Genomic DNA, 21,497 nt, shown 5'->3' on the forward strand with positions numbered 1-21,497 from the left:
AAGGTGAGCGGGCTTCGGTGGAGCAGGTCACCGGCGTGCGGTTGTCGACGGGGCTCAGGCCACCTGCTCGGCGTCGATCTCGGCGATCAGGGCCTCGATGCGCTTCTTGATCTCGTCGCGGATCGGGCGGACGGCTTCGACGCCCTGGCCGGCGGGGTCGTCGAGCTGCCAGTCGAGGTACATCTTGCCGGGGAAGATGGGGCAGGCGTCGCCGCAGCCCATGGTGATGACGTAGTCCGACGCCTTCACGGCCTCGGCGGTGAGCATCTTGGGCTGTTCGGCGGAGATGTCGATACCCACTTCCCGCATGGCTTCGACGGCGGCGGGGTTGACCTGGTCGGCCGGGAGGGAGCCGGCGGAGCGGACCTCGACGCGGTCGCCCGCGAGGTGGGTGAGGAAGCCGGCGGCCATCTGGGAGCGGCCGGCGTTGTGGACGCAGACGAACAGCACCGAGGCGGCCGGGGAGGGCAGGGGAGGGAACATCGCTTGACTCCTTCACGGCAGACGGCATCAGCCGAGGCTGGTGTCAGCGCCGACTGACGTGAGAGTATCAGCGCATGCTGACTTCAGTCGACACTGACCTGATCCGGGTGCTGGCGGACCCGCTCCGGCTGCGGATCGTGACACTGCTGGCGCGCGAGACGCTGTGCACGACGCACCTGGTGGCGGAGACCGGCGCGAAGCAGACGAACCTGTCCAACCATCTGCGGGTGCTGCGCGAGGCCGGGATGGTGGAGACCGAGCCGTGCGGCCGGTTCACCTACTACCGGCTGCGGCCCGAGGTCATCGAGACGCTGGCGGGCCAGTTCACGGACCTGGCCGCGACCGCCCGCGAGACCGCCGGCCGGAATCGCAAGCGGGCCTGCCCGTGACCACCACCGACACCCCCACCACCGCTGCCGCGCGGCCGGCGGAGGCCGGGATCGTCGCGAAGCTCTCCACGCTGGACCGGTTCCTGCCGGTGTGGATCATCGCGGCCATGGCCGCCGGGCTCCTCCTGGGCCGGGTGGTGGACGGGCTGGACGACGCGCTGGCGGACCTGGAGGTCGGCGGGATCTCGCTGCCCATCGCGATCGGCCTGCTGGTCATGATGTATCCGGTGCTGGCGAAGGTCCGCTACGACGCGGCCAGCCTGCGCACCGTCACCGGCGACCGGCGCCTGATGGCATCGTCCCTGGTGATCAACTGGCTGATCGGGCCGGCGGTGATGTTCGCCCTGGCCTGGATCTTCCTGCCGGATCTGCCCGAGTACCGCACGGGCCTGATCATCGTCGGGCTGGCGCGCTGCATCGCCATGGTGATCATCTGGAACGACCTCGCCTGCGGGGACCGCGAGGCCGCGGCCGTTCTCGTCGCGCTGAACTCCGTTTTCCAGGTCCTGACGTTCGGCCTGCTGGGCTGGTTCTACCTCGACCTGCTGCCCAACTGGCTGGGCCTGGGCGAGGGCGAGCACCTCGACATCTCCGCCGGAGAGATCGCGCTGAACGTCGCCGTCTTCCTCGGCGTACCGCTGGTCGCCGGGTTCGCCACCCGCCGCCTGGGCGAGAAGCGGCTGGGCCGGGAGCGTTACGAGGGCAAGGTGCTGCCGAGGATCGGGCCGTGGGCGCTGTACGGGCTGCTGTTCACGATCGTTGTGCTGTTCGCCCTGCAGGGCGACACGATCACCTCCGAGCCGTGGGACGTGGCGCGGATCGCGCTGCCGCTGCTGGTGTATTTCGCGGTGATGTGGTTCGGGTCCTACGCACTGGGCCGGGCCGCAGGGCTGCCGTACGACCGCACCGCGACCCTGGCGTTCACCGCGGCCGGGAACAACTTCGAGCTGGCCATCGCGGTGGCCATCGGCACCTTCGGCGTCACCAGCGGCCAGGCCCTGGCCGGCGTCGTCGGCCCGCTGATCGAGGTCCCCGTCCTGGTGGCGCTGGTGTATGTCTCCCTCGCCCTGCGCCGCCGGTACGTCGCGGCGCGGGGCTGACGGCCGCGCGCCGGCGTTCAGGTGGTGGCGGGCAGGTCGAGCATGGCGGACATCGCGGCCACGACCGAGGGGGCGACCCGGTAGTAGACCCAGGTGCCGCGGCGCTCGGAGGTCAGCAGCCCGGCCTCGCGCAGCTTCTTCAGGTGGTGGCTGACCGTGGGCTGGGAGACGCCGACGTCCTGGATGTCGCACACGCACGCCTCGCCGCCCGGGTGGGAGGCCACCTTGGAGAACAGGCGCAGCCGCACCGGATCGGACAGCGCCTTGAACATCGCGGCCATCCGTTCCGCGTCCCGCACCGAGAGCTCCCCGGCTGTCAGCGGCGGGCAGCACGGCACCGCCGCGCCCTCCGGTTCGAGCACCGGGAGTCCCACCGTCTCAGAGTTCGACATGCGTCTATGTTGACACTCGTCGATGCGTGCTGCAAGCTCTCAGGCATCGAGGGATATCGACAAACGTCGATACAGAGCCGTGAGGAGTGCTGACCCATGCCATACACCGCCGGTCTGCCCGTCGCCGTCATCGGCGCCGGCCCCATCGGTCTCGCCGCCGCCGCCCATCTGGTCGAGCGCGGCATCGAACCGCTCGTCCTCGAACGCGGCACCCGCGCCGGGGCGGCGGTGCGCGAGTGGGGACACGTGCGGCTGTTCTCCACCTGGGGCGAACTGATCGACCCGGCCGCGGAGAAGCTGCTGGCCCCCACCGGCTGGACCCGCCCCGAGGCCGGTGACTACCCGACCGGCGCGCAGTGGGCCGAGCACTATCTCCAGCCGCTGGCCGACGCCCTGGGCGAGCGCGTCCACTACGGCACCACCGTCACCGGCGTGGCACGCGCCGGACGCGACCGCGTCGTGGACTCGGGCCGGGAGGAGCAGCCCTTCACCGTGCACACGACCACCGCCGACGGCGGTGAGGCGCGCACCCCGGTACGGGCGGTCATCGACGCCTCCGGCACCTTCGCCACCCCCAACCCGCTGGGCGCGGACGGTCTGCCCGCCGCCGGCGAGCGCGCCCTGGCCGCCCAGGGCCGCATCACCTACCGCGTCCCGGACCTCAACGACCCGGCCACCCGGGCGCGTTACGCCGGAACGCGCACCGCCGTCGTGGGCACCGGAGCCTCCGCCTTCACCGCCCTCGCGGGCCTTGCCGAGCTCGCCGAGGCCGAACCCGGCACCCACGCGGTGTGGGTGCTGCGCCGCGGCATCTCCGGCTCCACCTTCGGCGGCGGCACCGCCGACCAGCTCCCCGCCCGCGGCGCCCTCGGACTGGCCGCCAAGGCCGCCGTCGACAACGGATACGCCGACGCGCTCACCGGCTTCCGCACCACCGCCGTCGAACGAGACGGCGACGACCACCTGGTGCTCGTCGCGGACGACGGCCGCCGCAGCGAACCGGTCGACCACGTCATCGTTCTCACCGGCCTGCGCCCCGACCTGACGTTCCTGTCCGAGGTGCGGCTCGGGCTGGACGAACGCCTCTCCGCGCCCGTCGCGCTGGCGCCGCTGATCGACCCCAACCAGCACTCCTGCGGCACCGTCTACCCCCACGGCGCGGGCGAACTCGCCCACCCCGAACAGGACCTGTACCTGGCCGGGATGAAGTCCTACGGCCGCGCCCCCACCTTCCTGGCCATGACCGGCTACGAACAGGTCCGCTCCATCGCCGCCGCCCTCGCCGGCGACCGGGAAGCAGCCGAGCGGGTCGAACTCACCCTGCCCGAGACCGGGGTGTGCGGCGGCGCCGGCCTCTTCGAGCAGGCAACACCCGAGAACACCGGAACGGCCGGCGGATGCTGCGCCGCGCCCGAACCACAGCTCGTCCAGCTCGGCGCCCCCGCCACCGTCAACCAGGAGCCCCCGGCGGGCGGTTGCTGCGGCTCGTGACCGGCCCCGGCGCCCAGCCGGACAGGGCCCCCGTCAGCAACAGTCGCAGCCGGGCCGGCACCCGCAGGAGTCCGCGTCGCCGCGCGGGGCGGGGATCGCGGCGGCGGGTGCCGCACAGCAGCCCTTGCCCTGCCACGCGTCACGGCCCTCCTTAACGGCGATGGCGGCGATGACCAGGGCGGCGAACGGGTCCGCCCACGACCAGCCCAGCGTGGCGTTCAGAATCAGGCCGATCAGGAGCACGGCGGACAGGTACGTGCACAAAAGTGTCTGCTTCGAGTCGGCGACCGCCGAAGCGGAACCGAGTTCCCGCCCGGCCCGGCGTTGAGCGGCCGAGAGGAACGGCATCACGGCCAGGGACAGCGCGGCGAGCACGATGCCGGGCACCGACCGTTCGGCCTCGCCGGCGCCCGCCAGCGCGCGGGCGGCGTCGAGGCCGACCCAGGCGGCGAGCGCGAAGAAGGAGACGGCGATGATCATCAGCGCCGTTCTCTCGCGGGCCTCCCGCACGGCATGGTCGCGCGCGGCGAACTGCCAGGCGACCGCGGTGGCGGAGGCCACCTCCACGACCGAGTCGAGGCCGAAACCGATCAACGCGGTGGAAGAGGCGACGGTGCCGGCGGTGATCGCGACGATCGCCTCGACGACGTTGTAGGCGATGGTGGCCACGACCAGCAGCCGTATGCGCCTGGCGAGCGCGACACGCCGGGCCGGGGCCGGGCCTATGGATATCTCGGCGGCCACCTCAGCAGCACCCCTTCGTCTCCGCGTCCGGGCAGGTCCGGTCCGCCTCGACCGCGACCACGGCGGCGCGCAGATCGTCCAGGGCGTGGCCGAGCCGGTCGTCGGCCAGCTCATACCGGGTGCGGCGGCCGACGGGCACCGCGACGACCAGGCCGCAATCCCGCAGGCAGGCCAGGTGGTTCGACAGCCGAGTGCGGGAAATCCCCAGCGCCTCGGCGAGGTCGGAAGGATGGGCCGGGGCCTCTCGCAGGGCGAGCAGCAGCCGGCAGCGGATCGGATCGGCGAGCGCACGGCCGAACCGCGTCAGCACCGCGACGTCGGAGGCAAGGGTCAGCATGCCCACGACAGTACACGTATCGCTGAATTCAGAAAACCATGGACTGTCCGGAACGGCCGCGCGCCGGGCGGTAACGCTTTCGCCGAGTTCTGCCAAGTAGAGATGTAAGGCAGGACGAGGACAGGAGAGCCGGCACGTGAAGACATTCACCAGGAGCCGCGGTGGCCCGGCCGCGGCGGCCCGGGATCCGGAGCTTTTCGAGGAGTTCTACCGGCGCCACATCGACGCCGTGACGCGGTTCGTCGCGCGCCGCGTCGACGATCCGCACACCGTCGCCGACCTCACCGCCGAGGTGTTCCTCGCGGTGATCGACTCGGGGCACACCTACCGGGCACAGCGCGGCAGCGAGATCGCCTGGCTGTACGGCATCGCCCGCAACATCACCTCGGCCGAACGCCGCCGTACCGCCCGCGAGTCGGTCCTCAACGGCCGCATCGCCGGCCGTCGCCTCCTGGAGCCCGACGACATCGCGCGGCTGGAGGAGAAGCTCATCGCCGAGACCGAGGGACGCCGCGCCCTGGCCGCGCTGGCGGACCTGCCCGAGGGCGAACGAGCCGTTCTCGAACTCATCGTCGTCGACCAACTCACCGTCTCCGAGGCCGCCACCGCACTCGGCGTCCCCCAGACCACCGCCCGGGTCCGCCTCCACCGCGCCCGCAAGAGGCTGCGCGCCGTCGGCCGGACCACACCCGAGATCGCCTACGCAGGGAGCAACGCATGACCACGACCTTCGAAGACCGGCTGCTCGTCGAACTCCGGCGCGAGGTCCGCCTCGCCGCCGCCGCACAGCCCACGCCCGCGCCCCGACGGTTCGTCACGCCCCGCCGCATCGCCCTGGGCGCGACCGCCGCGGCCGCGGTGACCGGTGCCGTGATCGCCGGCCTGCCCGGCACCGGAGCGACCCCCGCCTACGCGATGGAGCACAACCCCGACGGTTCCATCACCCTGACGATCCCGGACCTCGACGCGATCTCGAGCCGGGAAGCGATGCGGAACCTGGCGGACGATCTGGAGGAGGCCGGACTGTCGACGTTGATCGACCCCCAGGCGGTTCTCCAGTGCGGCGAGGACGAGTACACGCCGCTGTCCCTCCGCGACGAGCCGGTCATCGAGTACGTCGGACCGGGGACGAGTGACGGCGACCCGCCGACGGCGGATGACGGCGTCCGCAGGGAGGCGCTCGGCGGAGTGTTCATCCACGGTGATGCCAGTGCCGGAGACAGCCCGGGCCAAGGGATCGTGACGCTGGAGGTGCACGACACGGTGATCCTCGACACGGAGAGCAACGGGATCATGGTCATGTCCGTGTACGCCGACACGACTTGCGAGTAGCCCCGCGCACCCGTTCGCACCGGCCCCCGACCTGACGGGTGGCCGGTGCGAACGGTGTCCGCGCCGGCGCTTCCGCCGTGCGTCCGTCACGGAGGTACACTGCCAGCGCCCAGCGATCGGGCTGAACGACCAGCGAAGTGAACGGAGGTGTCGCCGATGACCGCAACATCTGCGGGGCGCACCTCCTTGCGCCTTCTTTGATACCCACTTCGTTTTCGCCTGCCGGCTGATGCGGTGCTCACTCACACTCGGTAGGCGCATCCTGTTCAGGAGATCGCTGCTGTGCGTGAATCCGAGAACTCTTCCCCCATGGGCGCTTTCGACGAGGAATTCGCCGAATATGCCGAAAACCAGAGGGACATAGCCGGGGATCGCGGAACCGTCGCGGCTGGACCCCAACCCCCGCAGGGGGATCGCCGGACCGCGTGGAACGGCTCCACCTTGCGTTCTCTCCTGCGTCTACGGCCGTACGTGCGGCCCGTACGCCTGCGTCTTCTCCTCGCCGCTCTCCTGGCGACCGCCGCCTCGTGCCTCGGGCTCCTCATGCCGTTGGTGCTGAAGTGGATGGCCGATGGCCCGCTCACGGGCGGTGATCCGTCCGGCGTGTGGTGGGGCGGTCTGGCCCTGTTGCTGCTGGGGGTCGCCGAGGCGGCCATCTTCGGCGTGCGGCGCCGGCTGGTCGCGCGGCCACTGGCCGATGTAGAGGCGTCGATGCGGGAGGCGTTGTACCACCACGTGCAACGGCTGCCGATCTCCTTCCACGACCGGTGGTCGTCGGGCCAACTTCTCTCCCGCGCCACGTCGGACCTCGGCCTGATCCACGCCTTCCTCGTGCTCCCCCTGACGTTTCTCGTGGTCAACGCCACGACGATCCTCGTCGGCTGCCTCATCCTGCTGTCCCAGCAGTGGACGCTCGGGCTGGTGCTGCTGGCACCGGCCGTGCCGCTGATGGTGGTGAGCTCGCTCTTCGAGGCCCGTTACGCGCTCGCCTCGCGCCGGGCCCAGGACCACGGCGGCAACCTGACGACGGTCATCGAGGAATCGGTCATGGGCATCCGCGTCATCAAGGGCTTCGGCCGGCACGAGAGCCAGGCGTACGCGTTCTGGGAGCTGGCCCGCCGGGTCCGCGGCGCCGAGCTGCACAAGGCACGCCTGCTGGCCGGCGTGTCGGCCCTGTTCGTGGCGCTGCCGGAGATCGCGGTCGGGGCGACGCTCGTGCTGGGGGCCCACCAAGTGGCCGACGGGACGCTGTCGCCGGGCACCTTGCTGGCGTTCCTGGCGACGGCCCTGGTCCTGCGGCCGGTGGTCGAGTCGACGGGCTCGTTGCTCGCCCTGAGCCACGAGGCGGCGACCGCCGCCAACCGCTACCTCGACGTCATGGCGCTCCCGTTGCTGCCCGAACTCAAGCCCACGCCCAGCCGACGGCCGACGACTGGACCGGGACCCGCCGAACTGGCCCTCGAGAACGTGGAGTTCCGCTACCCCGAAGCTCCGCCCGATGCTCCCGCCGTCCTGCGTGGCGTCGACCTGCGCATCGCTCCCGGGGAGACCCTGGCCCTGGTCGGGGCGACCGGCAGCGGCAAGACGACCCTCGCCGGCCTGGTGCCGCGGCTGTACGAGCCGACCGGGGGGCGGATCACGGTCGACGGCCAGGACATCGCCGACATGCCGCGGGCCGAGCTGCGCGGCCGCATCGCCGTCGCCTTCGAGGACCCGGCGCTCTTCTCCGCGACGATCGCCGAGAACGTGGCCATGGGAGCGGAGACGGCCACCGACGCGGACGTCGCGCGGGCCCTTCGGGTGGCGCAGGCCGACGACTTCGTCCGCCTCCTCCCCGACGGAGCGGACACGATGGTGGGCGAGCAGGGGCTGACCCTCTCCGGCGGCCAGCGTCAACGACTCGCCCTGGCCCGCGCCGTCGTCGGCCGGCCCCGCCTGCTCGTCCTGGACGACCCCCTGTCGGCCCTGGACATCCACACCGAGGCCGCGGTCGAAGCGGCGTTGCGTGAGGTGCTCGGCACGACAACGGCGCTCATCGTCGCGCACCGCCCCTCGACCGTGCTCCTCGCCGACCGGGTCGCCCTGCTCTCGCAGGGCCGGATCGCGGCCGTCGGCACACACCAGGAACTGTTGACGACGAATGCCGAATACGCCTGGCTCATGTCCGGACTCGAGCCCGCGGCCGGTCCCGGCGAAGGCGGGAAGACATCATGAAGGACGCACTCCCCGCGCCCCCGGGCGCCTCACGGGCCCTGCTGGGATCCCTGCTGCGTCCCCACCGGCGCCGTGTCGTGGTGACCTGCCTGGTGCTGATCCTTCAGCGGGGGATCTCGCAGGTGAGCCCGCTGCTCGTGGCGTACACGATCGACCGGGCGGTCCCGGCCCTGCGGGAGAACGATCGCGGCCCGATACTGGCCGTCTGCCTGGGCTACCTGCTGGTCGTGGCGGGCTCGGGGGCGTTGCAGTACGGATACGTCCGCCTCTCGGCACGCGTGGGCCAGGACGTGATCTTCGACCTCCTCGGGCGCGTTTTCCGCCACTCCCAGGCCCTGAGCGTCGACTTCCACGAGCGGTACACCTCCGGCCGGCTGACCTCCCGGGCCACCAGCGACGTCGGGGCGCTCCGCGGCCTGCTCACCAAGGGGCTGGAGGACATCGTCGGCGCCGTGCTGACAACGGTCTGCATCACCGGCCTCCTGCTGTACCTCGACTGGCAACTGGGCCTGGCCGCGGTGGCCGTGGGAGGACCGCTGTACCTGACCGTCCGGACCTTCCGCCGCCGGGCGACGCGCGTCTACCGCGAACGGTCAAGCGCGATGGCCACGGTCACCGGGAAGTTCAGCGAGACCTTCCACAACATCCGCGCGGTGCAGACATTCCGGCTGGAACGGCCCAACGACGAGTCCTTCCGGCGGATCAATCGCCACCACGCGGACCTCAACGGTGACGCCGCCCTGGAGATGGGCCGGTACGTGACATCGTCCCGGCTCATCGCCAACGCCGGCATCGCCCTCCTCGTCATGTGGGGCGCCCACCGTGTCGCCTCCGACAGCCTGGAACTGGGCGTCTTCACCGCCGCCGTTCTCTACCTGCGCCGTCTGTACGACGATCCCCTCAAGCTCGGAGGCGTCCTGGACGCCTACCAGTCGGCGGTCGCCTCCCTGGAGAAGATCGCGGCCCTCCTGGCCCAGCGGCCCTCCGTCCCCGAACCCGCCGCCCCCCAACGGCTGCCGGCGAACGCCCCCGGCCGACGCGGCCGCCAAGTCGTCTTCGAGAACGTGTCCTTCACGTACCGCACCGGCGACGAGGTCCTGTCCCCCTTCGACCTCACGCTCACCGCCGGGGAGACCGTGGCCGTCGTCGGAGCGACCGGCGCCGGCAAATCAACGCTGGCCAAGCTGCTGGCCCGATTCCACGATCCCTCACACGGCCGCGTTCTTCTCGACGACGTGGATCTCCGTGACCTGGCCACGGCCGAACTGCGACGCGGCGTGGTGATGGTGACGCAAGACGCCTTCATCTTCTCCGGAACCATCGCCGACAACATCGCGATCGGCCGCCCCGAAGCCGACCGGAAAGACATCGAACGGGCGGCGAGGGCGATCGGCGCACACGGCTTCATCAGCGCGCTGCCGGACGGCTACGACACGGACGTCCGCACCCGCGGCACCCTCATCTCCGCCGGGCAGCGGCAACTGCTGGCGCTCGCCCGCGCCTTGCTTGCCGATCCGGCCGTGGTGATCCTCGACGAGGCCACGTCCTCCCTCGACATCCCGGGCGAACGGCTCGTCCAACGCGCCATGAGCACCGTACTGAAGGGGCGCACGGCCCTGGTCATCGCACACCGCCTCTCCACGGTCCGCATCGCCGACCGGGTCCTGGTGCTGGCCGACGGCCGCGTCGTCGAAGACGGCACGCCCGACGCACTGATCGACAGGCGCGGTAAGTTCGCGGACCTGCACGCCGCGTGGTCGTCGCCGCTGAACCGTTCGGCCCTGATCCGTTCGACCTCGCCGCTGGTGACCCAGGCGGAGTCGTTCTCGAACCGGCCGTAGGCCCACCGCGCCCGGCCGCCCACGGCCATCAGCACGTCCACCGCCGCGTCCGCGTGCGCCGGCGTCGAACTGCCGTGGGACCAGTCCACGACCGTGGTGACCCCGTCGGCCACCGCCTCGACCATGCCGAGGTAGTTGCCGGCGTACACGTCCTCGGGGCGGAGGTGCGGCAGCAGGGTGCCGATCGCGTCCATGTAGTCCGTGAGCGTCCAGTCGACACCGAGGCCGCGCAGCGCGGACTGCCACATGTGCCGGTGGGTGTCCACGAACCCCGGCGACAGCAGCGCCCCGGCGGCCTCGATCACCGCCGCGCCGTGCGGCGCGGACAGATCCCGGCCCACGGCCGCGATCCGCTCCCCCACGACCAGGACGTCGGTGTCCGGCCGGACGCCCCGAGCCTCGTCCATCGTCACCACGGTGGCACCGCGGATCAGCAGCGGCCGCCCGGCGGGGAAGCGGGCGGGCCCGGTCACGGCCGCCGTGGCGGCCCGTGCCGACGGTGTGAGTCCGGCTCCCATCACGGCACCCGCGGCCACCGTCGCCGTCCCGGCCAGCAGACCACGACGGCCCGGCGCGATGGTCCGGTCTTCTCGCCTCTCGACATCGTCAGTCACGCTCGTGTTCCCTTCGAATGCTCGTCAGCGCACAGGAGTTGCGATCGAAAGGATGCCCGACCGTCCGCCGCCGGGGCTTTCCGGAGCGGCGGACAGGGCGGGCGCGGACCGGCCGTGCTCAGACCTCGGCGGCGGGAACCGGGGTGTTGAGGAGCTGCATCTCCCAGGCGTACGCCACTCCGGTGCCGCCGGCGTGCATCAGGGCCGCGGCCATGTCCTCGGGGCTGGCGGCGTCGGTGCGGGCCCAGTCGCGCTGGAGCTCGCCGCTGACGGCCATCCAGGTGATCGGAACGATGCCGGCCTGGACCATGCGGCGTACGGCCATGTCGTGGGCCTCGGCGGACACGCCCCCGGAGGCGTCGGTGACGGCGTAGACGTCGAAGCCCTCGCCGGCTGCCTGGAGGGCGGGCATGGCCACGCAGATCTCCGTCCACAGGCCGGCGATGATCAGCTTCTTGCGCCCGGTCGCCTTCACGGCGTCCACCACGCGCTGGTCCTCCCAGGTGTTGATGAACGTCCTGTTGATCGGCTTCTGGTCCGGGAAGAGGTCCTGCAACGGCTGGATCAGATTGCCGCCGCGCTCCTCCAGCACCGTGGTCAGGATCGTCGGCACACCGTAGGCCTTGGCGGTCTTGGCAAGGCCGATGACGTTGTTGACGATCAGCGCCGGCTCGTGGCTGTTGAGGTTCGCGAACTGGAACGGCTGGTGGTCGATCAGCAGCAGGACGCTGTTCTCGGGCGTCAGCAGCGCTTCAAGGCCGGTCTTCGACGACGTGCTCATAGGAATCTCCCTAGTGGCGGGGTGCCGATTCGAACTAGATGAAGCATCAACCAGTTTGGTTGACATGTCAAGTAGGCCACCCCGAGAGCCTCGCGGTGCAAGCCTTAGGTGATTCGTCAACAAATTGCCTACACTCGTCCACATGAACGAGACTCCCCGTTGGTTAACCCCCACCGAACAGCGGGCCTGGCGGAGCTTCGTCGGGCTGCACCAAAAGCTCACGGGCCAGCTGGCGCGCCAGCTCCAGAGCGACTCGAACCTCTCCGTAGCCGACTTCGTGGTGCTGGTCGAGCTGACGGACCTGCCCGAGGGCCGCTGCCGGTTTCTCGACCTGGCCAGGGCGGTGGAGTGGGAGAAGAGCCGGATGTCCCACCACGTCGCCCGCATGGCCAAGCGCGGCCTGGTGATCCGGGAGGAGTGCGCGGAGGACGGGCGGGGCGCGGTCGTCGCCATCTCCCCCGCAGGCCGCGAGGCCATCGAGGCCGCGGCGCCACGACACGTCGAGGCCGTCCGCCAGTTGTTCCTCGACCACGTGACCCCGCACGAGCTGGACACGCTCGCCCGGATCTCCGAACGGGTCACCACCCAGTGGGAGAAGGACCCCTGCCCCGACGAGGAGGCGGCCGGCCGCGGAGTCAGCGGCCGGCCGCCCCGAATTCCCTCGCCCCGGCCCCCGGCCGGTGACGCGAGCCGTCCTCACATGGCCAGGCCGAGGGTGACGGCGGTGGCGACGGCGACGGCGAAGAGCACGAAGGGCGCCATGGCGTTGCCCCGGAGCTTCGGGTCGCGGTAGTCGCCGACCCTGACGTGGCAGACCACCGCGCCGACCATCAGGAGCGCGAACCCGGCAGCCGCCGCGATACCCAGGGGCTGCCAGAAGAGACCCATCACGAGACCGCCGGCCGCGGCGACCTCGGCCAGCCCGACGAAGCGCACGAGCCCGGCACTGAGCCCCATGTGCGACTGAAGCCCCGCGGACACATCCCCCTTGAGAAGCGCCTTGGGGCCGCCGGCGGCCAGGGCCACCAGGGCCAGGAGAGCACTCAGGATCGCGGCGGTGAGGTACATGAGGGGCGTCCTTCCATCTGGTTGACTTATCAACCACACCCTAGGAGGATGCATGTTGACTCGTCAACCAGATGAAAGCAGGGCATGACGATGCAGTTCGGAATCTTCACCGTCGGTGACATCACGGTGGACCCGACCACCGGCCGGACGCCGAGCGAGCACGAGCGGATCAAGGCCATGGTGGCGATCGCGCTGAAGGCCGAGGAGGTCGGCCTCGACGTCTTCGCCACCGGCGAGCACCACAACCCGCCCTTCGTGCCCTCCTCGCCGACGACCATGCTGGGCTGGATCGCCGCCCGCACCGAGCGGCTGCTGCTGTCCACCGCGACGACGCTGATCACCACCAACGACCCGGTGAAGATCGCCGAGGACTACGCGATGCTCCAGCACCTGGCCGACGGCCGCGTCGACCTCATGATGGGCCGCGGGAACACGGGCCCGGTCTATCCGTGGTTCGGCCAGGACATCCGCCAGGGCATCCCGCTGGCCATCGAGAACTACGCGCTGCTGCACAAGCTGTGGCGCGAGGACGGCGTCGACTGGGAGGGCCGTTTCCGCACCGCGCTCCAGGGCTTCACCTCCACCCCGCGCCCGCTGGACGGCGTGCCGCCGTTCGTCTGGCACGGCTCCATCCGCAGCCCCGAGATCGCCGAACAGGCCGCGTACTACGGCGACGGCTTCTTCGCCAACCACATCTTCTGGCCCAAGGAGCACACCCAGCGGATGGTCGACCTGTACCGCACCCGCTACGCGCACTACGGCCACGGCACCGCCGAGCAGGCCATCGTCGGCCTCGGCGGCCACGTCTTCATGCGCCGCGACTCCCAGGACGCGGTGCGCGAGTTCCGCCCCTACTTCGACAACATGCCGCAGATCAGCGGCGGACGGTCGCTGGAGGAGTACACGGCCCAGACGCCGCTGACCGTGGGAAGCCCCCAGGAGGTCATCGAGAAGACCCTCACCTTCCGCGCGTACGCCGGCGACTACCAGCGCCAGCTCTTCGTCGTGGACGGCGGCGGTCTGCCGCTGAAGACCGTCCTGGAACAGATCGACATCCTCGGCGAGGAGGTCGTCCCCGTCCTGCGCCGCGAGTTCGCGATCGGCCGGCCGGCCCACGTACCCGAGGCCCCCACCCACGCCTCGCTGGTCGCCGCCCGCGAAGCTCCCCACCCCCGGCCGACCGCCCCAGAGGAGACGGCCGCCGAACGCTGGGAACGCGCCACGCGACGCTTCGAGGACCGGGACTACACGGGGGCCGCCCGGCTGCTCGCCCCTCTCGTCGAGGAGGCGCCCCAGCAGACCGCCGCCCGGCTGCTGCTGGCGCGCGCCTACTACCACTCGGCCCAGCTGCGGCGCGCCGAGGAGCAACTCCGCGAGGTCATCGCCCGCGATCCCGTCGAGGACTACGCACACCTGCTGCTCGGCCGCACCCTCCAGCGACAGGGGCGCGACGAGGAGGCCAAGCCCTACCTCCGGACCGCCGCCGCCTTCTCTCGAGCCGCGCGAGCCGAAGACGAGACCGCACGGTGAGCTGGGGGCGGCCCGTGGCGCGAACGGCCGGCGGGTTCAGTCGTCGCAGGTGGCGGTGTCCGCGCCCTTGACCCGGTCGAGCAGTCGGTGCAGGACCGCCACTTCCCGCTCGTCGAGGCCGTCGAAGAGCCTGTCCTCGACGGCCCGCACGGCACTGTCGACCTCGGCGACCAGCTCGACCCCGCGAGGGGAGATCTCCACGACGTGCCGGCGCCGGTCGGCGGGATCGCGTTGACGGGCGATCAACCCGTCGTCCTCCAGGGTGTTGAGCAGCGTGACCAGCACGCTGGGGTCGACCTTCAGCTCCTCGATCAGGGCCTGCTGGCTCAGGCGCTCACGCGCGGCCAGCACCCCCAGCACATGCGCATGACTCAAGCGGAGCCCCCGCTCGGCGAGAGCCCGCCGGATCTCCGTCTCGACGAGCCGGCCGGAGTGGGCCAGGGCGAAGCTGACGCGGTCGACGATCACACCACGAGTCTATCCATCGTCGACGACGATAGGAATAAGCCGATCGTTGAACAGGTTCCACGATCCGATAGTCTCCACGAAAGCGCCCCGGTCAGGGGCGGAGCCGCACGCGCGGCGCGATCGAGACGGGAGCCATCCCATGACCGACTACGGTCACGACCTGCGGTTCGGGTCGTTCCTCACCCCTCAGCACCAGAACGCCCGGCACGTGGTGGACTTGGCGGTCCTCTCCGAAGAGGCCGGTCTCGACCTGGTGACCTTCCAGGACCACCCCTACCAGCCGGCCTTCCTCGACACCTGGACCCTGATCAGCTGGGTCGCCGCCCGCACCGACCGGATCCACCTGTCCGGCAACGTCACCAACCTGCCCCTGCGGCAGCCCGCGGTCCTGGCCCGCTCCGTGGCCAGCCTCGACATCCTCTCGGGCGGCCGGATCGACCTCGGTCTGGGCGCCGGCGGCTTCTGGGACGCCATCGAAGCCATGGGCGGCCGCCGGCTGAGCCCGGGCGAGAGCATCCAGGCGCTCGGCGAGGCCATCGACATCATCCGGGGCATATGGGCGGCCGAGGAGCGCGGCGCACTCCGCGTCGACGGCACGTTCCACAAGGTCAGGGGCGCCAAGCGGGGCCCGGCGCCCGCACACGACGTGCCGATCTGGCTGGGCGCCTACAAACCCCGCATGCTGCGGCTGATCGGCGAGAAGGCCGACGGCTGGCTGCCCAGCCTCGGCTACCTGTCCACGCCGACCCTGCCCGAGGGCAACGCGATCATCGACGAGGCGGCCGAGCGGCACGGCCGCGATCCACGCGAGATCCGCCGCCTGCTCAACATCAACGGCGCCTTCGGCACGTCCACCGACCAGCTCCAGGGCCCGCCCGAGCAGTGGGTGGAGCAGCTTCTGCCGTTCGTCCTGGAGGACGGCGTCAGTACCTTCATCCTCGTCTCCGACGACCCGCGAACGCTCCAGACGTTCGGCCAGGAGGTGGCCCCGGCCCTGCGCGAACGGGTCGCCGCCGAACGCCGCTCGGCCGACACCCCCACCGGCGGCGTCCGCCCGGCCGCCGCCCTCGCCGAGCGCCGCGCCGGCATCGACTACGACGGCCTGCCCGCCGCCCTCCGCGAACGGGCCGTCGAACCCGGCGACCACGAGTTCCCCCGGGTCCGTTCCACCTATCTGTGGCACGGCTCCCCCGGGCTCGTCCTGCGCCCCACCACTCCGCGGGAGGTCTCCGAGACGCTGCGCTACGCCCGCGCCCAGGACGTGCCACTGGCGATACGCAGCGGCGGCCACGGCATCAGCGGCCGCTCCACCAACGACGGCGGCATCGTCCTCGACCTCGGCGCCCTGAACGACGTCCGGGTCCTGGACCCCGAGCGCCGCCTGGTGCGCGTCGGCGCCGGCGCCCGCTGGGGGGAGGTCGCCGCCCAACTCGCCCCGCACGGCCTCGCGATCAGCGCGGGCGACAGCGGCGATGTCGGCGTCGGCGGACTCGCCACCGCCGGCGGGCAGGGCCTGTTCGGCCGCTCCTACGGGCTGACCATCGACCACATCAAGGGTGCGGAGGTGGTGCTGGCCGACGGTTCGCTCGTGCGCGCGGACGCCGAGCAGCATCCCGACCTGTTCTGGGCCCTGCGCGGCGCCGGCGCCAACATGGGCGTCGTCACCTCGTTCGACATCGAGGCCGCCGAGCTCCGCGACGTCGTCTTCGCCCAGTTCCTGCACGACGCCACGGACACCGCGGGCTTCCTCCAGGCGTGGGGCGAGGTGAGCGAGGCCAGTCCACGAGAGCTGACCGCGTTCCTCATCCTCGTGCGGCAGGGCGGGCGGCCGATCGCGCAGACCTACGCCGTCTGGGCCGGCGATGACACGGAACGAGCCTCCCAGGCCCTCTCGCGCTTCCTGCCCATCGCCCCCGTCCTGCACCAGAACGCGCAGCTCCTCCCCTACGCCGCGGTCGTGGCCCCGACGCACCAGCAGCACGACGGCTCCTCCGCCTTCCGCGGCCACGGCGGCCTGGTGGACCACCTCGACGACACCACCGCGTCCGTCATGTCGGGCCTGCTCGACCGCCGGGACGCCACGTATCTCCAGGTCCGCACCGTGGGCGGCGCCATCAACGACGTGCCGGCCGAGGCCACCGCGTACGCGCACCGCACGCAGAACTTCTCCCTGTTCGCCGCGGTCAGGCCGGGCCGCGAGGAGCGGGCGGAAAAGGAGTGGCGCACGCTCCCCTCGAACGGCCTCTACCTCAGCTTCGAGAGCCACGGCCACACGGCGGCACTGACCAGCGCCTTCCCGCCCGCCACCCTCGACCGGCTGCGGGGGATCAAGGGCGTCTACGACCCGGAGAACGTCTTCCGGAACAACTTCTCCGTCAGTCCGACGGCCGGCTCGGTGGGGTAGATTCCGCCCCCTCCGGGAACGGGAGGCCGGCATGACCGCGATGCTCCTCAGGCAACTCGTCGAGGCCTTGCGGGGCGACGTCATCCGCCTGCTGTCGAGGGTGAACGGCGGGTCGCCGGTGTCGAGAGTTGCTGGACTGCCCGGAGGCGCTCGGGGCCAGCCCCGAACTCGCGGAGCCCTACCTCTACCTGCGCCTGCGAGATCCAGTTCGCCGCGCAGTCGTCCGGCCAGCCGCTCACCCCGGTGACCCTGGCGGCGGCGGTGCGCTCGACCAGGGACGGGCAGGGCCGGCCGTCCCGCCGATTGACACATCAACTACAATGGTTGACGCTTCATCTTCAAGTCCGTTCTCCCGCTCCGCTCTTCGAGGAGACCTTTACGAGCACGTCACGCGAGACGGAGGCGGAAGTCCCCTGACCCCCGATTCGCACCGTTGAGCCCTCGATCCGGAAGGCGCCGCCATGGCCACCGCGCCGGTCCCCCCTCTCCCCGTTCTCCCGAAGCTGATCGCGTCCGACCTGGACGGAACGCTGCTCCGCAGTGACGGCACACTGTCGCAACGCACACGAGCCGCCCTGTCGGCGGCTGAGCGGGTGGGGATCCGGGTGGTGCTCGTCACGGGCCGGCCACCGCGGTCCGTTCCGGCGCTTCTGGAATTGGTCGGGCCGTATGCCGTCATCGCGGCCAACGGGGCGGCCACCCATGCGGCCGACGGAAGCCTGGCGCGGGTATCGGGGATCTCCCCTTCCACCGCCGCCCAGTTGGTGGCTCGCGTCCGCGGGGCGCTTCCCGGTGTGTCGTTCGCCGTCGAGTACGACAGCGGCTTCGGTCGCGAACCCGCCTACCCGACCTGGTCGTTCGGCGAGGAGACGGTCGAACTGGTCGGCGCGGCCGAAGAACTCCTCACATCGGCCCCCGGTAGACGCGCGCTGAAGATCCTCGCCCACCACCCGACGCTGCCGCTCGGGGACTTCTACGAGCGAGCCCTTCAGACTGTGGGCACGAGCGCCGAGACGACCCATTCCACCGGGCTGTCGCTGGTCGAGTTCAGCGCACCGGGCGTGACCAAGGCCACCACGCTGATCACCTGGAGCGGCCTGCTCGGCATAGCCGGCCACGAGATCGCGGCCTTCGGCGACATGCCCAACGACCTGCCCATGCTCGCCGCGGCGGGCGGCTCCTACGCCGTGGCCAACGCGCATCCGGACGTCCTGGCGGCCGCCCGTCATCGCGCACCCTCCAACGACGAGGACGGCGTCGCCCAGATCCTTGAGGGATTCGTCGACGCGGCTCTGCAACGCCACCGGCCCGGCACACGCCGCTGACCGCCGGTCGATCACTCCGTGCGCGGCGAGCACGAGAGGAGCGAGCGTGACCGAACCGGCCCGCCCCCCGTCCGGACGGCCGCCGCCGATCCGCGGCGCCACCGTCGTGACGACGGACGGGCGGTCGGCCGGACGCCCCGGTGTGGTGGGGTGGGCAACCCTGAGGGCTCCTGAGCGGTCCAACTCGGTGGCCCTGCCCTGCCTTTCGCTGGAGGACACATGTCCGCACACCGACTCGTTGTTGCCGCCCTCAGTACGGCCTGTGCCCTGACCGCCGCGCTCACTGTCTCGGATGTCGCCCCGATCCTCATCGGCGGGCTGTTGATCGGGGCCTGAGCTCTCGGGCTCCTTCGTCGTTCACGGTGGTCCCGGCAGTACTGTCGGCCGGGACCACCCCCGCTCCCGCGGGGCGCGCCTGACGCGGCCGGTCTGCTGTTCGCAGCGGTCACCGCCGGGATGTCCTGGCGAACGCTGTCGCCCCACACGGCGACCCTGACCGCGGCCCACGTACCGAATGCGCCGGCACGCCACAGCCATCCGCACAGGGCCGTCCTACAGGGCTCATCGCGCCCACCGGGTGCTCAACTGAACGACAACGGCCCCCGTCCGCGTTTCCGCAGATCAGAGGCCGTTTCTCCAGGGTGGCGGCGCCAGGATTCGAACCTGGGAAGGCTGAGCCGGCAGATTTACAGTCTGCGCGGCACACGCCCCTGACCAGGCACTACTCGGATCCTGGCGCCCGCTGCCCCACAGTTGCCCCACGGGACGGGGCCGAGGGAAGATCACACCCCTGCACGAGTTGCTGCGCTTCCTAGGAGCGATGCAGACGGAACATTCGCGGGCACCTCGTCGTCCTAGGAGCGTGTCTCAGTAACCGGCAACCCTCCTGCGGTTCGTGATCATTCATGCGGGATGATCTCGGTATGAGTGGTGGCGATGGGTTGTTCGAGGTCGAGCCGGTCGGGAAGAAGCGGCCGCGGGGTCGTCCGGCCGCGGTGGACAAGACGTTCCGGGCGTTCGATCCGCATCAGGTCATGCTGCTCCCGCCGTCGCTGGAGGACTGGCTGCCCGAGGGGCACCTGGCCCGGTTCGTCGCCGACCTGGTCGACGAGGTACTCGACCTCGGGCCGGTCCTGGCCGACTACACCGAAAAGCGCGGCTACCCGCCCTACGATCCGCGGCTCATGGTGCGTCTGCTGATCTACGGCTACACCACCGGTGTCCGCTCCTCCAGGGCGATCGAGCGCCGCCTGGCCGACGACGTCGCGTTCCGGTTCCTGGCCGCCGGCCAGGAACCGGACTTCCGCTCGATCGCCCGGTTCCGCCGCCGCCACCTCGATGCGCTCGCCGGCCTGTTCACCCAGTCGCTGCACCTCGCGACCAAGCTCGGCATGGTCAAGATGGGCCGCGTTGCGCTGGACGGCACGAAACTGGAGGCCAACGCCTCCAAGCACAAGGCGATGAGTTACGGCCGCCTGGTCGACAAAGAAGAACGCATCGAGGCCGAGATCGCCCGGCTGGAGGCGAAGGCCCAGGCCCTGCTGGCCGACGCGGAGGCCGCCGACAAGGCCGAGGATGAGACCTTCGGCCGTGACGGCAAGGAGGCGGACCTGCCCGCCGAGCTGGACCGGCGTGAGAAGCGTCTGGCGAAGCTGCAGGCCGCCCGCGCGCAGATCGAAGCCGAAGCCGCCGAGAAGGCACGCGCTCACGCCGAGGACAAGGAACGCCGCCGCCAAGAGCGTGCCGGTACCGGCGACGAGCGGGCCGTCACCGACGCGGGCGAACAGGCAGCAGCCAAGGCGCGGCCCAAGCCCAAGGCCCAGGCCAACTTCACCGACCCCGACTCACGGATCATGAAGAACAGCGACGGCGCCTACATCCAGGCCTACAACGCCCAGGCCGTCGTCGACGAGCAGCACCAGGTCATCACCGCCGCAGACGTGACGACCAACCCTTCGGACGCGCTGAACCACACCACGATGCTCGACCAGTCCGCGGCGAACACTGGCGTCCATCCCAAACAGGCCTGGTCGACGCCGGCTACTGCTCCGAGACCAACCTTGAGGCCGCGCAAGAGCGCCAACTCGCCTGCGGCACCGACACGTTCATGGCCACCGGTCGACTCGCCCACGATGAGCAGGTCCCGCCCGCACCACGCGGACGCATCCCCAAGAACGCGACGCTGAAGGAACGCATGGCCCGCAAGCTGCGGACCAAGCCCGGCCGGAAGGCATACAGCCGCCGCACCTGCGTTCCGCGTAATTCGGGGGTTCTGGAGTCGTAGCTGGGCTGAAGGTGCAGGTCAGCGGCTTGAGGGCTGGTGGCGCGGCTGGATTTGCCTAGAGACGCGACTTGCGGATTGGCCTGTTCTGACCTGGGCTTGCTCTGTATGGTCTGGAGTCATGTACGTGAAGACGACGAAACGGGAGAACAAGTCCGGCACGGTCCGGTACCTGCACCTGGCCCACAACGAGTGGGATCCGGTGAAGGGCCGGGCGGTCCCGAAGGTCCTGTTCACGTTCGGTCGTGAGGACGACCTCGACCGGGACGCGGTCAAGCGCCTGGTCGCGTCTCTATCGAGGCTGCTGGAGCCGGGCGATGCGCTCGCCTCGACCGCGGCGGGAGACCTGGAGTTCGTCTCCTCGGTCCCGTTCGGCGGCGCCTACGTTCTCGATCATCTGTGGCGGCGGCTGCGGATCGACAAGATCGTCGGCCGGGTGGGGCAACCCAAGCGGGGCCGGCGCCGGGACATGACCGTAACCGAGCGGGTGCTGTTCGCCCTGGTCGCCAACCGGGCCCTGGCCCCGTCGTCCAAGCTGGCCGCCGCGGACTGGATCACTCACGACGTGCACATCGACGGCCTGGCCGCCACCGACGACGACGCCTGCTACCGGGCGATGGACTGGCTCCACGAGGTGACCGACGACCTGGAGAAGCAGGTGTTCGACGAGGTCGCGAACCTCCTCAACCTGGAGGTCGACCTG

The 21,497-nt window shown here is 71.0% G+C and carries 16 protein-coding genes, 1 tRNA gene and 6 pseudogenes; 14 read left to right on the forward strand and 9 right to left on the reverse strand.

From position 1 onward, the window contains the following. Nucleotides 1-54: 54 nt before the first annotated feature. A complete protein-coding gene (locus RM590_RS34220; RefSeq protein WP_311708709.1) occupies nucleotides 55-483 on the reverse strand; it encodes an arsenate reductase ArsC in 429 nt (142 codons plus the stop codon). Between the two features lie 74 nt (nucleotides 484-557). On the opposite strand from RM590_RS34220, the gene RM590_RS34225 reads away from it, so the two are divergent. Both RM590_RS34225 and arsB read left to right on the forward strand, forming a co-directional pair. Beyond that, a complete protein-coding gene (locus tag RM590_RS34225) occupies nucleotides 558-872 on the forward strand; it encodes an ArsR/SmtB family transcription factor (RefSeq protein ID WP_311708710.1) in 315 nt (104 codons plus the stop codon). Beyond that, on the forward strand, nucleotides 869-1,972 hold the full coding sequence (arsB, locus tag RM590_RS34230; protein ID WP_311708711.1) for an ACR3 family arsenite efflux transporter: 1,104 nt from the start codon (nucleotides 869-871) through the stop codon (nucleotides 1,970-1,972). Before RM590_RS34225 ends, arsB begins: the two co-directional genes overlap by 4 nt. Nucleotides 1,973-1,989: 17 nt before the next feature. Here the strand turns inward: arsB and RM590_RS34235 are convergent, their stop codons facing one another. Beyond that, complete coding sequence (locus RM590_RS34235; RefSeq protein WP_311708712.1) at nucleotides 1,990-2,364, reverse strand: ArsR/SmtB family transcription factor; 375 nt, start codon at nucleotides 2,362-2,364, stop codon at nucleotides 1,990-1,992. A 96-nt stretch (nucleotides 2,365-2,460) separates the two neighbouring features. Between RM590_RS34235 and RM590_RS34240 the strand changes: the two genes are divergently transcribed. Next, nucleotides 2,461-3,855, forward strand: a complete 1,395-nt coding sequence (locus RM590_RS34240; RefSeq protein ID WP_311708713.1) for an FAD-dependent oxidoreductase — start codon at nucleotides 2,461-2,463, stop codon at nucleotides 3,853-3,855. A gap of 33 nt (nucleotides 3,856-3,888) precedes the next feature. Here the strand turns inward: RM590_RS34240 and RM590_RS34245 are convergent, their stop codons facing one another. Both RM590_RS34245 and RM590_RS34250 read right to left on the reverse strand, forming a co-directional pair. Then, nucleotides 3,889-4,599 carry a cation transporter gene (locus RM590_RS34245; RefSeq protein ID WP_311708714.1) on the reverse strand — a complete coding sequence of 237 codons (711 nt, stop codon included), beginning with the start codon at nucleotides 4,597-4,599 and terminating at the stop codon, nucleotides 3,889-3,891. A 1-nt stretch (nucleotide 4,600) separates the two neighbouring features. After that, complete coding sequence (locus tag RM590_RS34250) at nucleotides 4,601-4,936, reverse strand: ArsR/SmtB family transcription factor (protein ID WP_311708715.1); 336 nt, start codon at nucleotides 4,934-4,936, stop codon at nucleotides 4,601-4,603. Nucleotides 4,937-5,072: 136 nt separating this feature from the next. Between RM590_RS34250 and RM590_RS34255 the strand changes: the two genes are divergently transcribed. The 4 genes from RM590_RS34255 to RM590_RS34270 all read left to right on the forward strand — a co-directional run bounded on the left by RM590_RS34255 (nucleotide 5,073) and on the right by RM590_RS34270 (nucleotide 10,323). Next, nucleotides 5,073-5,657, forward strand: coding sequence for an RNA polymerase sigma factor (locus RM590_RS34255; RefSeq protein ID WP_311708716.1), 585 nt, complete (start codon nucleotides 5,073-5,075; stop codon nucleotides 5,655-5,657). Further along, a complete protein-coding gene (locus RM590_RS34260; RefSeq protein ID WP_311708717.1) occupies nucleotides 5,654-6,268 on the forward strand; it encodes a hypothetical protein in 615 nt (204 codons plus the stop codon). Before RM590_RS34255 ends, RM590_RS34260 begins: the two co-directional genes overlap by 4 nt. A 441-nt stretch (nucleotides 6,269-6,709) precedes the next feature. Beyond that, nucleotides 6,710-8,482, forward strand: a complete 1,773-nt coding sequence (locus tag RM590_RS34265) for an ABC transporter ATP-binding protein (protein ID WP_311708718.1) — start codon at nucleotides 6,710-6,712, stop codon at nucleotides 8,480-8,482. Next, nucleotides 8,479-10,323: an ABC transporter ATP-binding protein gene (locus RM590_RS34270; RefSeq protein ID WP_311708719.1), complete on the forward strand. Its 1,845-nt coding sequence runs from the start codon at nucleotides 8,479-8,481 to the stop codon at nucleotides 10,321-10,323. Before RM590_RS34265 ends, RM590_RS34270 begins: the two co-directional genes overlap by 4 nt. Before the next feature lie 74 nt (nucleotides 10,324-10,397). Here RM590_RS34270 and RM590_RS34275 read toward each other — a convergent pair. Next, nucleotides 10,398-10,841: pseudogene (locus tag RM590_RS34275) on the reverse strand (amidohydrolase family protein); the annotation flags it as partial. A 214-nt stretch (nucleotides 10,842-11,055) separates the two neighbouring features. Next, the gene (locus RM590_RS34280; RefSeq protein WP_311708720.1) at nucleotides 11,056-11,718 is read right to left on the reverse strand and encodes a hydrolase; all 663 of its coding nucleotides are present in this window, start codon (nucleotides 11,716-11,718) and stop codon (nucleotides 11,056-11,058) included. Between the two features lie 142 nt (nucleotides 11,719-11,860). Here RM590_RS34280 and RM590_RS34285 point away from each other — a divergent pair. Then, a pseudogene (locus RM590_RS34285) lies at nucleotides 11,861-12,322 on the forward strand (MarR family winged helix-turn-helix transcriptional regulator); the annotation flags it as partial. A 92-nt stretch (nucleotides 12,323-12,414) separates the two neighbouring features. Here the strand turns inward: RM590_RS34285 and RM590_RS34290 are convergent. Continuing rightward, nucleotides 12,415-12,786, reverse strand: coding sequence for a DoxX family protein (locus tag RM590_RS34290; protein ID WP_311708721.1), 372 nt, complete (start codon nucleotides 12,784-12,786; stop codon nucleotides 12,415-12,417). 90 nt (nucleotides 12,787-12,876) lie between these two features. Here RM590_RS34290 and RM590_RS34295 point away from each other — a divergent pair. Together RM590_RS34295 and RM590_RS34300 are read left to right on the forward strand one after the other, a co-directional pair. Then, nucleotides 12,877-13,992, forward strand: a pseudogene (locus RM590_RS34295) (LLM class flavin-dependent oxidoreductase); the annotation flags it as partial. Between the two features lie 36 nt (nucleotides 13,993-14,028). Next, nucleotides 14,029-14,316, forward strand: a pseudogene (locus RM590_RS34300) (tetratricopeptide repeat protein); the annotation flags it as partial. Nucleotides 14,317-14,352: 36 nt separating this feature from the next. On the opposite strand, the gene RM590_RS34305 reads toward RM590_RS34300, so the two are convergent. Continuing rightward, nucleotides 14,353-14,784, reverse strand: coding sequence for a MarR family winged helix-turn-helix transcriptional regulator (locus tag RM590_RS34305; protein ID WP_311708722.1), 432 nt, complete (start codon nucleotides 14,782-14,784; stop codon nucleotides 14,353-14,355). A 139-nt stretch (nucleotides 14,785-14,923) separates the two neighbouring features. Here RM590_RS34305 and RM590_RS34310 point away from each other — a divergent pair, with 139 nt between their 5' ends. After that, the gene (locus RM590_RS34310; RefSeq protein ID WP_311708723.1) at nucleotides 14,924-17,188 is read left to right on the forward strand and encodes an LLM class flavin-dependent oxidoreductase; all 2,265 of its coding nucleotides are present in this window, start codon (nucleotides 14,924-14,926) and stop codon (nucleotides 17,186-17,188) included. A 461-nt stretch (nucleotides 17,189-17,649) separates the two neighbouring features. Continuing rightward, on the forward strand, nucleotides 17,650-18,513 hold the full coding sequence (locus RM590_RS34315) for an HAD family hydrolase (RefSeq protein ID WP_311708724.1): 864 nt from the start codon (nucleotides 17,650-17,652) through the stop codon (nucleotides 18,511-18,513). Nucleotides 18,514-19,155: 642 nt separating this feature from the next. On the opposite strand, the gene RM590_RS34320 is transcribed toward RM590_RS34315, so the two are convergent. Continuing rightward, nucleotides 19,156-19,260: transfer RNA gene (locus RM590_RS34320), tRNA-Tyr, on the reverse strand. Between the two features lie 248 nt (nucleotides 19,261-19,508). Between RM590_RS34320 and RM590_RS34325 the strand changes: the two are divergent. Beyond that, nucleotides 19,509-20,767, forward strand: a pseudogene (locus RM590_RS34325) (IS1182 family transposase); the annotation flags it as partial. Nucleotides 20,768-20,915: 148 nt separating this feature from the next. Further along, nucleotides 20,916-21,497: pseudogene (locus RM590_RS34330) on the forward strand (IS1634 family transposase); the annotation flags it as partial.

The organism is Streptomyces litchfieldiae, assembly GCF_031845365.1.
Lineage (GTDB): Bacteria > Actinomycetota > Actinomycetes > Streptomycetales > Streptomycetaceae > Streptomyces > Streptomyces litchfieldiae.